10 protein-coding genes are annotated in these 15513 nt (G+C 35.2%); 6 read left to right on the top strand and 4 right to left on the bottom strand.

Annotation, left to right across the window (positions count from 1 at the left end; all coding sequences use genetic code 11):
* Positions 1–12: 12 nt before the first annotated feature.
* From N4T20_RS01910 to N4T20_RS01895, 4 genes are all read right to left on the bottom strand, one after another.
* Positions 13–3204, bottom strand: coding sequence for a SusC/RagA family TonB-linked outer membrane protein (locus N4T20_RS01910; RefSeq protein WP_260671445.1), 3192 nt, complete (start codon positions 3202–3204; stop codon positions 13–15).
* 562 nt (positions 3205–3766) lie between these two features.
* Positions 3767–5227, bottom strand: a complete 1461-nt coding sequence (locus N4T20_RS01905; RefSeq protein ID WP_260671444.1) for a SusD/RagB family nutrient-binding outer membrane lipoprotein — start codon at positions 5225–5227, stop codon at positions 3767–3769.
* Positions 5228–5238: 11 nt separating this feature from the next.
* Positions 5239–8517 carry a SusC/RagA family TonB-linked outer membrane protein gene (locus tag N4T20_RS01900; protein WP_260671443.1) on the bottom strand — a complete coding sequence of 1093 codons (3279 nt, stop codon included), beginning with the start codon at positions 8515–8517 and terminating at the stop codon, positions 5239–5241.
* Positions 8518–8604: 87 nt separating this feature from the next.
* On the bottom strand, positions 8605–10323 hold the full coding sequence (locus tag N4T20_RS01895; protein ID WP_260671442.1) for a hypothetical protein: 1719 nt from the start codon (positions 10321–10323) through the stop codon (positions 8605–8607).
* Between the two features lie 166 nt (positions 10324–10489).
* Here N4T20_RS01895 and rpsL point away from each other — a divergent pair, with 166 nt between their 5' ends.
* From rpsL to rplD, 6 genes are all read left to right on the top strand, one after another.
* Positions 10490–10873 carry a 30S ribosomal protein S12 gene (rpsL, locus tag N4T20_RS01890; protein ID WP_007136570.1) on the top strand — a complete coding sequence of 128 codons (384 nt, stop codon included), beginning with the start codon at positions 10490–10492 and terminating at the stop codon, positions 10871–10873.
* A 24-nt stretch (positions 10874–10897) separates the two neighbouring features.
* Positions 10898–11374 carry a 30S ribosomal protein S7 gene (rpsG, locus tag N4T20_RS01885; RefSeq protein WP_026727879.1) on the top strand — a complete coding sequence of 159 codons (477 nt, stop codon included), beginning with the start codon at positions 10898–10900 and terminating at the stop codon, positions 11372–11374.
* A gap of 11 nt (positions 11375–11385) precedes the next feature.
* Complete coding sequence (fusA, locus tag N4T20_RS01880; protein ID WP_260671441.1) at positions 11386–13542, top strand: elongation factor G; 2157 nt, start codon at positions 11386–11388, stop codon at positions 13540–13542.
* A 10-nt stretch (positions 13543–13552) separates the two neighbouring features.
* Positions 13553–13858: a 30S ribosomal protein S10 gene (rpsJ, locus tag N4T20_RS01875; RefSeq protein ID WP_007803605.1), complete on the top strand. Its 306-nt coding sequence runs from the start codon at positions 13553–13555 to the stop codon at positions 13856–13858.
* 404 nt (positions 13859–14262) lie between these two features.
* Complete coding sequence (gene rplC / locus N4T20_RS01870) at positions 14263–14880, top strand: 50S ribosomal protein L3 (protein ID WP_008464284.1); 618 nt, start codon at positions 14263–14265, stop codon at positions 14878–14880.
* Complete coding sequence (gene rplD / locus N4T20_RS01865; protein WP_125722315.1) at positions 14880–15509, top strand: 50S ribosomal protein L4; 630 nt, start codon at positions 14880–14882, stop codon at positions 15507–15509. The genes rplC and rplD overlap by 1 nt, the downstream gene beginning before the upstream one ends.
* Positions 15510–15513: the final 4 nt, after the last annotated feature.

Genomic DNA, 15513 nt, shown 5'->3' with positions numbered 1-15513 from the left:
CTATATTTATTTTTAGAATGATAATTTTAAAACTCCACCTACTGATCTTTGAGATGGGTTAGCTCCAAACTCTCCTAAGTCTGAAAGTACACCTGTACCGTAAGTACTTACCTCTGGATCAACGTAAGGGTTGTCTCCAGGAGTCCACATAAATAAGTTTCTTCCGTAGATACCAACTGTAATTTTGTTTAGACCCATGTTTTTACTAAGTGAAGAAGGGAAATCATAGTTTAAATTTATCTCTCTTAATCTTACAAAAGTTTTGTCAACAATGTGAGTGTTTTCAATTGCTAAGTTACTTTGAGTGTTGTAGTAGTTAGCAACATTTTCGAATGAAACTGGTGTAGTGTTTTCTACGTATGATACAGAACCATTAGGAGCAACAACTTCATTAACAGAATTTGGAACAATGAAAGGAGCTCTATCGTTGTAAGTAGTTTCAATACCATTTCCTACGAAGTGAGACAATCTTTTTGTGTAAGAATACATTTCTCCACCTTGTTTCCAGTCTAAAGATAGGCCTAAGTTGAAGTTTTTGTATTTAAATGTGTTTTGTAAACCCATAACGAAATCACGTTGTGCGTTTCCAATTCTTTGAACTTGAGTTGTATTTACATCAATTCCTGTAGTAGCATTAACAATTGGCTGACCTGTTGGAGTTGTTTTTGTAACTAATGAATAGTATGAACCGATTGGCTGTCCTTTTTCTGCTGAGAAAGTTACACCGTATGCAGTTGCTAAGTCAATTCTGTCAAAACCTTCAGCTAACTTAGTAACTTCGTTAAGGTTTTTAGTGAATGTGTAAGTTAAGCTCCAAGTAAAGTCTTGGTTTTTGATTGGGCTTGCAGTAACAGAAAGCTCAATACCTTTGTTTACGATATCACCAGCATTGATTGCTTTTTGTGTAAAACCAGTAGATGGATCTAATGGAAGGTTAACAATTAAATCAGATGTTGTTTTGTGATATAAAGCGATATCATAACTAATTCTGTTTTTGAAGAATGATCCCTCAGCACCAACTTCGTATTCAACAGTACTTTCTGGTTTCAAACTTGAATTTCCTAATCTTCCAGAAGCTTCGTAGAAACTTACCCCACCAATTGGAGATGCAAGAATTCCGAAGTTAGCAGCAGCAGATCCTGAAATGTATGAGTTCTCTGTTCTATAAGGATCAGTATCGTTTGCAATTTTAGAAGCAGCAGCTCTTAATTTTAAGAAAGTGTTTCCATTGTCAATCGCGATAGCACCTAAAGATAATGCTGGGTAGAAATAAGCATTGTTACCGATTGGTAATGTAGATGTAACATCCTCTCTACCTGTAATTGTAGCAAAGTATCTGTTTTTGAAAGCAAATTCTGCAGATGCGTAAACAGCTCCAGTTTTTCTCATGCTGTTTGATTGAGTAAGAACTGGTCTTACAGCAGAGTTAGATAATTCGTAGTAACCTGGAATTCCTAAGTTCGTGATAGAAGCGATTAATCTGTCGCTTTCTCTTCGGTTGTAGTTGAAACCACCTAAAAGGTTTAATGTCCAGTCTTCACCTAAGTTTGTGTTGTAGTTTAAGTTGAAGAATGTATCAAATTCAGAGATTTCAGATCTTGATTCTGTAACACCACCCACAGTTAAACTTCCTGCAATATCTTGCGGGCTTCCTGGTAAATAGTTTACGATGGCTCCGTGGCTTTTTAATCTTTCACTTCTAAAGTTACCACCAACTTGCCATGAAGCAGTTAATTTGTCAGTAATTTTATAGCTTAAGTTAGCATTACCAAAAATATTGTTTCCGTAAATTTTAGTACTATTTTCGTTAATAGTAAAATATGGATTTGAAGCGTAAGGAGTGAAATAGTAAGAAGGAGTATTGAAAGGATTATTTTTGTAATCTCTCAAATCTACTATACTAATATCAGTTGGGATTTGTAATAAATCTTGTTGTAATGTAGAACCTTCTCCAGCATCATCACCTTGACCTGTGTTTACAACACTTTGATCTTTGTAGATGTAGTTTAAAGATGTTCTTAAAGTAAGTCTTTTACCTTTTAAACCTCCATTGAATCCAATAGATTGTTTTTTGTATAAATCAGCATCTGTAGGAATAACCCCATCACTGTTTACGTTAGAGAAGATTAAAGAGAAATCTGAAGTGTCTCCACCACCGCTAAGGTTTACAGATTGAGTAGATAAAATACCAGTGTTGTAGAAATCTCTAATGTTGTCTTTTAATCCAACATAAGGTTTGATTTGTTGGCTGTTTTCATAAACAGTTCCCCAAGGTCTAACTTCTCCAGTAAATTTTGGTCCCCATGAACCATTCTCATTACTTGGTCCGTTTCCTGTATAACCGTGTCCATTCCATCCTTGTCCAAATTCGCTTTGTAAGTGAGGAACTCTTGCAACTTCACTTAATTCAGTTGAAGCTAACATATCTACTTTTATACCAGAGTTTGCTTTTCCTTTTTTAGTAGTAATGATGATTACACCACCTCCAGCTCTTGATCCGTATAATGCAGAAGCAGCAGCTCCTTTAAGTACAGTCATGCTTTCAATGTTGTTTGGATCTAAATCACTTACACCGTTACCAGCATCATATGATCTACTGATAGATGCAACACCGTTATTACTAGTACCTGTAGAAGTGTTGTTGATTGGAGAACCATCAACTACATATAAAGGACCAGCGTTACCTGTAATTGTATTTAAACCACGGATAACCACTTTTGTAGCAGCTCCTGGTTGAGATGGAGCAGTGATATCAACTCCGGCAATTTTACCAGAAAGAGTTTCAAAAGGGTTCGTGTTAACTACTTGAGTAATCGCATCCGATTTTAAAGTTGTAGTCGCATAACCAAGAGATTTTTTCTCTCTCTTGATACCGAAAGCAGTTACAACTACTCCTTCAAGTTCTTGTGCTCCTGCATCTGCTAATTTTACATTTACAGTTGAAGAACTTGCTGCTACCTCTTGAGTTTTCATTCCGATGTAGCTAAATACCAAAACTTGGCTTGGTGATACTTTGATTGAGAATTTACCATCAAAGTCAGTTTGTGTTCCCGTTTTAGTCCCTTTAACTAATACACTAACACCCGGTAAAGGCATTCCTGCATTGTCAGAAACTGTTCCCGAAACAGCTCTTTCTTGCGCAAAAGAAAGTTGCGCAACTAGTACTAATAAAAGCACTAAGAATCCATTGAACTTTAGTTTCATTTTTAAATATTTTGAATTAGTCCGACAAAAATCTTAATAATTTGTTAATCTACCTAATTTAAAAAGCTTTTTTTTTAGTTAAATAATGATTTTAGGATGAGATTTTGCTTTTTTGTAGATTAAAAAGAGCTTAAAATTACAAATCCGTAATTTTTAGTGTTAAATTTGATAATAATTAAAAATTTTATCAAACCCTTAAATGTTAAATTTATAGATGAAGGGTGTTTAAATGTTTTTTTTATAACTTTTATCCTAAAAAAACGGTGAGGTTAATTGCTAAATTTTGTTAAAAAAGGCGTGACTCTTTAATTGTCAGTGTTAAGAGACCTATAAAGTGTTTTTCTGCCGCTATATGGCTTTGGGAAATTACCGATGTTCTTTTGCTGTTTTCAAAAATTGGTGGTTATGATTTTTTTTAACACTTTTCTTGTTATGAAGATTGTGATATTATGGTGAATGATGTAAGTAAAATGTAAAATTAATGTTAGGTAGTTTTTTAAAATAAAAGCGGTTGCAGATTTTTCTGCAACCGCTTTTCGTTTAATTTATTAAGGTATATACGTTAAAATTTATCCCAAAACAATTTAGTTTCTACTGCATCGCCACCAATTGCTGCGCTTGCATCTGTATAGCTTGCTTTGTTTAGTGATTGTTCTATAATTGGATACGTATAACGCATTGGTATGCCTGAAACTGCATCTGGTGGAGCAACTAAAACTGGGAAATCTAATCTTCTGTAAAATGACCATCCTTCAAATGAATTGTTGTAAAAGGCGATCCAGCTTTGAATTCCTATTTTTTGTTTCCAAGTTCCTGCAGCTGTTGTGTAGGCAACATCGGGATTTGCTAAATAAGCAGTGGCTTCTGCTTCGGTTCCACCCCAGTCTAATATAGAAGCTGTTATTGCTGCGTTATAGTGTGCTTCTGCATCAGCAGGTGTTCCGTATAGTGATCTTTCGGCTGCTTCTGCCAATAGAAATTCAGCTTCGGCATAATCTAAGATTGTTCCTGGAAAATCTGGAGCTTGAATTGTTGGTGTAATATGGGTTTTTTGTGCAAATGAATTGCTGGCGCCATTCTCACCTCCAATATATTCTATTTCTGGCGTAGATGGATCATCCATATTGTCGTCAAAGTATTTTGAACGTCTTGGGTCATTCAAACTGTTCATTTCGTCTATTATGGTGCTAGTTGGAACAAAATCGGAACGGCCACTGGCAACAAGATCTACATATAATGGATTAGTATTTGGCGTAGCTGTTAAATATTTTAGATCTGCATTGTCAAGATTTGATGTGAAAACTAAAGGGGCTGCACTAGATACTGTTGCTTGTGCTAATGCGCTTTCGGCTGGAATATCAGAAATTGTTATACCCATTCTTAATTTTAGAGTATTTGCAAACTTAATCCATTTAGTAACGTCGCCTCCATAGATTCTGTCGCTATCTCCAAAGCTTTTGCCTCCAGTGTTTAATTTGGCTATTGCATTGTTCAATCGCTTAATCAAATCTTTGTAAATTGTTAAACCATCATCGTATTTTGGTGTTTTGTAGTCAAGATTTATAGCTTGAGAATAAGGTACATTTCCAAATGTCTCAACTAATATTGCATACGTATAAACATTTAATACTTCTATGATTGCAAGTTTGTTTTGTTTGTCTAATGGATTTTCGGTTAGACCTAGTGGCGTATTGGTAATGTTTTTGGCACTTTGGTCTAAGTCTTTTAATACATCTTTATATAAAAATTGCCAGTGTTGTTCTGGAATTGTTCTTGTAACTAAGTCATAGTTGCTCTCGTCTGTATAAACGGTCTCTGTAAAGTATTGATTGATTAACCTTATGATGTTGTTGTTGACATTTGTGTTTGTCATCTGATCTACCAAACTTTTTTGTGCGCTGGTAAATAAGGCTTCTCCTGGTACATTAGAAGGGTCTTTGACATTCACATTTAGCTTTTCTATATCATCAGAGCAGGACGATAATGTAACTGCGGTGAGTATGGTTATGAATATTTTTTTCATGATTTTTTGATTTAAAATTGGACTTTAACGTTAAAGCTAACATCTCTTGTTGATGGCAAAGATCCTGTTGAGTAACCTTGTAAGTTACCAGCTCCTAATCCTGATTCTGGATCTGCATCTGGCAAGTTTTTGTGGATAATCCAAAGATTTGTACCAACAATGCTAAAAGTCATTCCATTCATGAATGTATTTTTTAATACTTTTTCTGGTAAAGAATATGTAATTGCTGTTTGTCTTAATTTGATATAACTTGCATCGTATACAAAGGCTTCATCAGGCAGACCTCTTCTGTAACCTTGCGCTCCAAATCGGCTTGCTTCAATTCTTGTAGAATTAACCGTGCCGTCAGGATTTACCCCTGGGTTTATAAATCCTCCGCTATCAGATCCTGGAGTTAATGGGTTTCTTATTGGGTTTCCTAGTTCATTTATAAAAGCTGTGTCATCTGGCAGACCTGTTGCCAAACCATAATAGCGGTCTAGTGAGAATATTTGTCCGCCTTTTTGCATATCGATTAAGAATTCAAATGAAAAGTTTTTATAGACAAATCTATTGTTTAAACCTCCTGTGTAATCAGGATTTGCATTTCCAATCGGATTGTCAGATGTTGAAGTTTTGATGTATTGCCCATTGCTCGGATCAACAACTGGTTGTCCATTTAAATAAGTGTATTTTGTGCCATATATTACGCCGTATGGTTGTCCTACTGCAGCATTTATTGTTACACCGCCTTGAAAAGATCCTAATTGTAAATTGTCAATGCCGTCTAAAAGGTTTAAAACTTTGTTTCTATTTCTAGCAAAATTCAAATTCACCTCCCATGAAAAAGTGTCTGTTTTTATCGGAGTACCACTTAAAGTTATCTCAATCCCTTTGTTTTCAATTTCCCCAGCATTAATTAATTCGTATAAATATCCTGTAGAGGAAGTAAGTCTTAATGGAATGATCTGGTCAATTGAATTGGATTTGTAGTAAGAGAAATCAAATCCTAATCTCTTTTTAAAGAAAGAAAGTTCCAAACCTGCTTCGTAGCTTTTTGTGCGTTCAGGTTTTAGGTTTGGATTGTTCTTAGTATCTTTTACTGATGCTGATGCCGCTCCAAATGCAGTGTTAACAGCATAGGTATCAAGAACTCTGTCAAAGCCAGGGCTATTCCCAACTTCAGCATAATTAAGTCTCACTTTTCCAAAAGACAACCAGTCTGCCTCTATAAATTTAGAGAATACAAAACTTGAAGAAACAGATGGATAGTAGTAGCTGCTATTAGCTTCTGGAAGAGTTGAAGAATGGTCTCTCCTAATTGTTCCCTCTAGAAATAAGTAATCCTCATAACCAAAAGATGCACTTCCATAAATACCGTCTACACCTATAGATTCATCTCTTTCAATTGGAGCCAATAGTGGGCTTTTAGTGTTTTGAAGAGAATATAATTTTGGAATGGCAAGTCCGCCGTTTGTTGCTGCGAATATCGAATTGTAATAACTTCTTCTAATGTTTACTCCGACAACACCTTTTAGGTTTAGTTTTTCTGTGATGTCTGTATTGTAATTCAACATGAAGTCGTAGTTGTATTCGCTAAAGCCTATGTTTTTTCGTGAGTAGCCAGATGATGCTGGGTTTCTGTTAAGAGAACCATCTCCGCCGCCAGTTCCAATTCCGAAATTAGCTGGCACGCTTCCAATCGCTCTTCTTTCTTCTTGTAGTTCGTCATACGTATCAACAGAAATTCGGCCAAAGGCATCTAACCAGCTTGCAATTTTATAATTTAAAGAAAGATTTCCGATAAACCTGCTTCTGCTATCTGATTCGTAATTTTCATAACGTTGGAAATAAGGGTTGTCCCAAAATATTGGAGTCGGATTAGTGTACGAATTTGGGTTCCATGTCACATTGCGCCCTGTAAGTTCATAAGCTTGTCTCAGGCCTTTTATGTCAACGTTGGTTTGCCACCATTGTCTAAAATTACCGGCAATGTTGTCATTATACCCTGTGCTGTTTCTACCAACAGTATTTGTTTTTGTAAAGTTTCCATATCCCGCTATAGTTAATCTGTCGTTAATTAGGGTCGATGCGTTCAACGTGAAAGTGTTTCTCTTTAAGCTACTGTTTGGCATTAAACCAGTTTGATCAAGATTGTTGGCTCCTAATCTTAAATAGCCATTTTCCAAGCCTTTGTCTATTGATATAGAGTTGGTAAGAGCTACTGGTTTTTCAAAAAAAGTAATTGGACCATTTTTTGCTGCTACCCAAGGTGTTGCTTTCATGTAATTTGGAGACTCAGGATAAAATGCGTCCCATTGGTAAACCATTAATTTTGGATCAAAAGCTTGTCCGTAGGAAGCGTCTTCGGTTAATGGAGTAACATTATCTAGAACTCCATCTCCATTTATATCAATATGGTCTAAATACGAATCTTCGTCAGGACCATAGTAAGGTCCATATCCGGCACCATACTGTTTTTGATATTTTATAAAAGTGCTTTTGTCGACAGAACCAATTGTTACGCCAGAATTAACAGTAACAGAGTAGCCTTTGGCTTTTTTGTTTCCCTTTTTTGTTGTAATAACAACAACACCATTAGCAGCTCTCGATCCATAGAGGGCACTTGCGGCAGAGCCTTTAAGGACGTTGATAGATTCGATGTCTTCAGGGTTAATGTCTGATGCGGCGCTACCATAGTCATAACCTGCTCCAGATTGTTCTTGGTCTCTTGTGTTTGAGTTGTTGTTGCTTACTGGAACCCCATCAATAACAAATAAGGCTTGATTGTTTCCTGTCAAAGAAGAATTTCCTCTAATGACAATATTAGTGGAACCTCCAAAGTTTGTTGTTCTTTTTACTTGAACCCCAGAAACTTTTCCAGATATGGCATTTACGAAGTTGTCGCTTTTAACCGCGGCTAGGTTTTCTCCTTTGACTTCTTGCGTTGCATAACCAAGAGATTTTTTCTCTCTTGATAATCCTAACGCAGTAACAACAACTCCTTCCAGTTGTTGTGCATCACTGGACAATTTAGCATTCACTTTTGTCGAGCTAGCTGGAAACTCTTGAGATTTCATTCCAATGTAGCTAAAAACTAAAATTTGACTTGGTGTTGCTTTGATAGAATATTTTCCGTCAAAATCGGTTTGTGTTCCAGTTTTTGTTCCCTTTACTAATACGCTTACGCCCGGTAAAGGCATACTTGCATCATCGGTAACAATTCCCGAAACAGTTCTTTCTTGCGCAAAGGTTAGTTGCGCGATTAGTGCTAATAAAAGCACTAAGAATCTGCTTAGTTTTGATTTCATATTAACAAACATTTTGGATTAGTTATGTAATATTCGTAATTAATCGCTAAAAATCCTAATATTTTGTTAATGTATTTTTATAATGACTTAAAATTTAACATTATAACATATTGTAAGGATACTGTTATAAAATTTTATTTCGGCGTCATTTGTGCTTCCATTGGCTATTATTAGCTTTAATAATCCATTTTTTGTTAGTAGTCCTAAACCTACACCAGCACTGATTAAACTGCTGAATTTTTTGCTATTTTTTAATGAAGTTTGGTCTTGATAAATTCCATAATCAAGTATGGTGTGTATGTATAAATTTGAGCTAAGTAAATATCGATATTCGGTAATGAATAAATTTGCATTATTTCCTTGCAAGCTATTTTCTGAAAAACCGCGAATTGAATTTAAACCTCCAAATCTAAAAAGTTCATTTACTATATAATTATTGCTTTTTAGATATAGAATTTGAGGATTGATGTAAACAAAGTTTTTTTTGTTTAATTCGAAATTGTAAGACAGATTTAGGTTAGTATAAAATTGGTTAGTGGTTTCTGTCGTTTCGGGAGAATTGTTAGTGCTTCTTTTTCCGTAACCAAATAATAGATTTGCATATGATTTTCTTGGAAATAGATCGTTGGAATGGTCATTTTTTTTGTATTCAAAAGTAGAAGTGATGTAGGAGTTTTTAAAATCACTGAGAGTTGCGCTGTTGGTATTTTGAATGTCGCTTGATTCGGTTGATTGATATCCGAGATATATTTTGGAATTGTAATTTATATAATAGCCAAGATCGATCGCTGTTTTTGTGTTTTGAAATGTGCTGTCCTGTTTAAAAATGTTAAGTTGAGCTTTTACGGCCAGTGAGGTTCTGAAAATATATGGAATTTCGAGTTTTGTATTGAAAGTTGTTTGTTTATTGCCGTCGCTTTTCCAATATAGCGAAAATTGTTCGCCCGCATGGAGTGTGTTTATTAATGAAATATCTAAATATCCATTGAGGCGAATCTTTTTGCTGTCGTCATTAGAAAAGCCTATGTAGCCATCAAAAGTATTGGCTTTCCTTTTTTCTATATAGGCGTAGATTTTAGTAGAATCGTTTGTGAATAAAATTTCCGGATATTTTATCTGATTTACAAACTCGTAACTGTTAATGTCTCGATATAGTTCTCTTGTAGTTTCCTGATTGAAAGTTTTGTTTAAATATTTTTTGCGAAGTTGTTTTAGATGGCTGTCTGGGAAAAAATTACGCTCGTTTTGATTTGCGTAGTTTAGAACGATTGAATTTATGCTGCGCTTTTTTTCTGTTTTAAAACTTAAATCTGCATAAAGTATCGTGCCTTTTTTTTGAATATTTTCCAATTTTATTTTACTCAGTGCAAAGCCTAATTTTTCGGCCTCTACTATTTTTTTATTTAAATAGCTTTCTACTTCGTTGTAAGGAATTACGATGCTGTCATTTTTTATTTTTTCAGTTTTAAAGACAGGGTTGTTTGCTCCTATATATATATGTATGTATTTTATTTTTCTATTTAATGATATAATGGTAACGTAGGAGCTGTCGTTTACCTTGTTGGTTTTTAGTATTTTGCTGTCGAGATACCCAATTTTGGAAAGTTTCTCGATAGTTGTCGTTGTTTCGTTTAATAAAGATTTTAGATTCGGGTGCTGAGGATTGTAGCTTAATGAATCAATGATTTTGTTTTCAATATTATTTGTTCCGTTTATTTTTAAGTGAAAGTTTTGCGCATAGCCAGAAATGCTTAAAGATAGGAGAAGAAATATTTGTATTAAGTGTTTCAACGGCAATTGTTTCATTTATTAAAATATTGCAAATATCTATTGTTTGTTCGTAAAATCATAAGCCTAAATAATCTTATTGAAAATTAATGATTTAACGTTTGTATAGTGAAAAATATTTTATACATTTGCAACCCCGTAAAAAGCGGGAATTTAATAAACATAATAATTTTTAGTATTAATTATGCCAACAATTCAACAATTAGTAAGAACAGGAAGAACTCAGATCACTAAGAAGAGTAAATCGGTTGCTTTAGATTCTTGTCCTCAAAGAAGAGGGGTTTGTACGCGTGTTTACACTACTACACCAAAAAAACCAAACTCTGCAATGCGTAAAGTTGCGCGTGTACGTTTGACAAATGGTAATGAGGTGAATGCTTACATCCCAGGAGAAGGACACAATCTACAAGAGCACTCGATAGTATTAGTGCGAGGTGGAAGGGTAAAAGATTTACCAGGTGTTAGATATCATATCGTTCGTGGAGCGCTTGACACGTCAGGAGTTGCAGGAAGAACGCAAAGAAGATCTAAGTACGGTGCTAAACGCCCAAAAGAAGCAAAAAAGTAATTTAAAAACTTTTAAGAAAAAGACATGAGAAAAAGAGCGGCAAAGAAAAGACCACTTTTACCGGATCCAAGGTTTAATGACCAATTAGTAACGCGTTTTGTGAACAACTTAATGTGGGATGGTAAGAAATCTACAGCTTTTAAAGTATTTTATGATGCTATTGATATCATTGAAACTAAAAAGCAAAATGATGAGAAAACTTCATTAGAGATCTGGAAAGATGCTTTAACAAACGTTATGCCTCACGTAGAAGTACGTAGTCGTAGAGTAGGTGGAGCTACATTCCAAATCCCAATGCAGATTCGTCCAGACAGAAAAATTTCTATGGCAATGAAGTGGTTAATACTTTATTCAAGAAGAAGAAATGAAAAATCTATGGCGCAACGTTTAGCTTCAGAATGTTTAGCTGCGGCTAAAGAAGAAGGTGCTGCGGTTAAGAAAAGAATGGATACTCACAAAATGGCAGAAGCTAACAAAGCATTCTCTCACTTTAGATTTTAATTCGTAAAGAAATGGCTAGAGATTTAAAATATACAAGAAATATCGGAATCGCTGCTCACATTGATGCTGGTAAAACAACAACAACTGAGCGTATTCTTTTTTATACTGGAAAATCACACAAAATTGGTGAGGTGCACGATGGTGCTGCAACAATGGACTGGATGGCGCAAGAGCAAGAAAGAGGTATTACTATTACTTCTGCTGCTACAACTTGTACTTGGAACTTTCCAACTGTACAAGGTAAAGTTATTCCAGAATCGTTACCGTACCACTTTAATATTATTGATACTCCTGGACACGTTGACTTTACTGTAGAGGTAAACCGTTCTCTACGTGTACTTGATGGTTTGGTTTTCTTGTTTAGTGCTGTTGATGGTGTTGAGCCTCAATCAGAAACTAACTGGAGACTTGCTGATCAATATAGAGTTCCTCGTATGGGATTCGTAAATAAAATGGACCGTCAAGGTGCTAACTTCTTAGCTGTATGCGGACAGGTTAAAGATATGTTGAAATCAAATGCGGTTGCAATTACTTTGCCTATTGGTGATGAAGCAGATTTTAAAGGTATCGTTGACTTAGTTAAAAATCAAGCTATTGTATGGCATGATGAAACTCAAGGAGCTACTTTTGACGTTGTGGATATCCCAGCTGATATGGTTGATGATGTTAAGCATTACCGTTCTATCCTTATCGAAGAGATTGCTACTTACGATGAAAATCTTTTAGATAAGTATATGGAGGATGAGAACTCTATTACTGAAGAGGAAATTAACAATGCATTGAGAGCTGCTACTATTGATATGGCTATCATTCCAATGCTTGCTGGTTCTTCTTTCAAAAATAAAGGGGTTCAATTTATGTTAGATGCTGTTTGTAAGTATTTACCATCTCCATTAGATAAAGAAGGTATTGAAGGAATTCACCCTGATGATGCTGAATTATTAGAAGAAGATCAAACTAAAATCTTGCGTAAGCCAGATGTGAAAGAGCCGTTTGCTGCTTTAGCATTTAAAATTGCTACTGACCCATTCGTAGGTCGTTTGGCTTTCTTCCGTGCTTACTCTGGGCGTTTAGATGCTGGTTCTTATGTTTTAAATACTCGTTCTGGTAACAAGGAGAGAATTTCTCGTATTTACCAAATGCACGCTAACAAACAGAATCCAATCGAATTTATTGAGGCTGGAGATATTGGAGCTGCTGTAGGATTTAAAGATATCAAAACTGGAGATACTTTGTGTGATGAGAAGAGTCCAATTATCTTGGAGTCTATGAAATTCCCAGAGCCTGTAATTGGTATCGCTATTGAGCCTAAAACTAAAGCTGATGTTGATAAAATGGGTATGGCTTTAGCTAAATTAGCTGAAGAGGATCCAACGTTTACTGTAAGAACTGATGAGGCTTCTGGTCAAACTATTATCTCTGGTATGGGTGAGCTTCACTTAGATATCTTGGTTGACCGTATGAAACGTGAGTTTAAGGTAGAGGTTAATCAAGGTGAGCCGCAAGTTGAGTACAAAGAGGCGTTTACTAAATCTGCTCAACATAGAGAAACTTATAAGAAGCAATCTGGAGGTCGTGGTAAATTCGGTGATATCGTATTTAGAATCGAACCTGCTGATGAAGTGGATGGTAAAGTTCCTGTTGGATTACAGTTTGTGAATGAGGTAAAAGGTGGTAACGTTCCTAAAGAATATATCCCTGCTGTTGAAAAAGGTTTCCGTGAGGCTATGAAAACAGGTCCATTAGCTGGATACGCTGTTGATAGTTTGAAAGTAACTTTATTGGACGGATCTTTCCACCCTGTGGATTCTGATGCTCTTTCTTTTGAATTAGCTGCAAGAATGGGTTACAAAGAATCTGGACGTGCTGCTGGAGCTGTTATTCTTGAGCCAATCATGAAAATCGAAGTTATTACTCCTGAAGAGAACATGGGTGATATCGTAGGTGACTTGAACCGTCGTAGAGGTCAAGTTAATGATATGGGTGATAGAAATGGTGCTAAAACAATTAAAGCTGATGTGCCGTTATCAGAGATGTTTGGTTATGTTACTACATTAAGAACATTGTCTTCTGGTAGAGCTACTTCAACTATGGAGTTTTCTCACTATGCAGAAACACCTTCTAATATTTCAGAAGAGGTAATCAAAAAAGCAAAAGGTAACGCTTAATTTTAAGAAAATGAGTCAAAAAATCAGAATAAAACTAAAATCTTACGATCATATGTTGGTAGATAAATCTGCTGAAAAGATCGTAAAAACGGTAAAAACTACTGGAGCAGTTGTAACAGGTCCTATTCCGTTGCCAACTCACAAAAAACTTTTCACTGTGTTGCGTTCTCCGCACGTTAACAAAAAAGCGAGAGAGCAATTTGAAGTAATGTCATACAAGAGATTGATTGATATTTATTCATCTTCATCTAAAACTATTGATGCTTTAATGAAACTTGAATTGCCAAGTGGAGTTGAAGTAGAGATTAAAGTATAATTTTTTATATTTTTTTTATATAAAAAGCGAGACATTTTTTGTCTCGCTTTTTTTGTTTTTAGAAGTTGCTTTTGGTTTGGTGATATTGATAAGCTTTTCGGATTTAAAATTTCTTGTTCTTTGTTAAAACCCTTTGTTTTAAAGGGATGCGAGTTTTTTTGTTGCGATTTTATTAAATAATTGCAAAGTGTAAAGTGTTTGTTTGATGAAAAAACGGATTCAGATTTTTGTGTAGATACGGTTGGTTTTGGTGTTGTTTTGATGCTTGGATTTTGATTATGAGCGATTTAATTTTTATAACTGTTTGGTATATTCAATTTTAATGTCTACTTTTGCACTCCCTGTTTGGAAATTTCTGTTATTTTCAAATTGAAGGGAATTTTAGTAATTAATAATTAATATTTATGTCTGGGTTAATTGGTAAGAAAATCGGCATGACTAGTATTTTCGACGAAAACGGGAAAAACATTCCTTGTACAGTAATCGAAGCTGGTCCATGCGTTGTTACCCAAGTCAGAACCAACGAGGTTGACGGGTATGAAGCGTTGCAACTTGGTTTCGATGACAAAAACGAGAAACATTCTACTAAAGCTGCTTTAGGGCACTTTAAAAAAGCTGGAACTGTTGCTAAGAAAAAAGTCGTTGAATTCCAAGATTTTGCAACTGAACAAAAATTAGGAGATCTTATTGATGTTACTATTTTTGAAGAAGGAGAATTTGTAGATGTACAAGGTGTCTCAAAAGGTAAAGGTTTCCAAGGTGTTGTTAAACGTCACGGTTTTGGTGGTGTTGGACAAGCTACTCATGGTCAGCACAACCGTTTAAGAGCGCCAGGTTCTGTAGGAGCTTCTTCTTATCCATCTAGAGTATTCAAAGGAATGCGTATGGCTGGAAGAATGGGAGGAGAAAATGTAAAAGTTCAAAACCTTAGAGTTTTAAAAGTAGTTGCTGAAAAGAATCTGCTTGTTGTTAAAGGATGTGTTCCTGGACACAAAAACTCTTATGTAATCATTCAGAAGTAATGGAAGTAAAAGTATTAGATTTCAACGGAAAAGATACTGGAAGAAAAGTTCAACTTTCTGATTCAGTATTCGCAATTGAACCAAACAATCACGCTGTATATCTTGATGTTAAGCAATATCTTGCTAATCAAAGACAAGGTACTCACAAGGCTAAAGAAAGAGCTGAAGTAACTGGAAGTACGCGTAAGATTAAAAAACAAAAAGGAACTGGTACTGCACGTGCAGGAAGTGTTAAGAGTCCATTGTTTAAAGGTGGTGGAACAGTTTTCGGACCAAGACCAAGAAGTTATTCATTCAAATTGAATAAAGGCTTAAAGAGATTAGCTAGAAAATCAGCTTTCTCAATCAAAGCAAAAGAGTCAAATATTGTGGTTTTAGAAGACTTTAATTTCGAAGTGCCAAACACTAAAAATTTCATTAACGTTTTGAAAGCTTTAGGGTTAGAGAATAAAAAATCTTTATTTGTGTTGGGTGAGTCAAATAAAAACGTATATTTGTCGTCACGTAATTTAAAGGCTTCAAACGTCGTAACTAGCTCTGAATTAAGCACTTACGCAATATTAAACGCTAATAATTTAGTGCTTTTGGAAGGTTCTTTAGAGTTAATTGAAGAAAATTTAAGTAAATAATAGG

It is taken from the genome of Flavobacterium sp. TR2 (assembly GCF_025252405.1).
Lineage (GTDB): Bacteria > Bacteroidota > Bacteroidia > Flavobacteriales > Flavobacteriaceae > Flavobacterium.
This window is presented reverse-complemented; position numbering and strand designations above follow the sequence as displayed.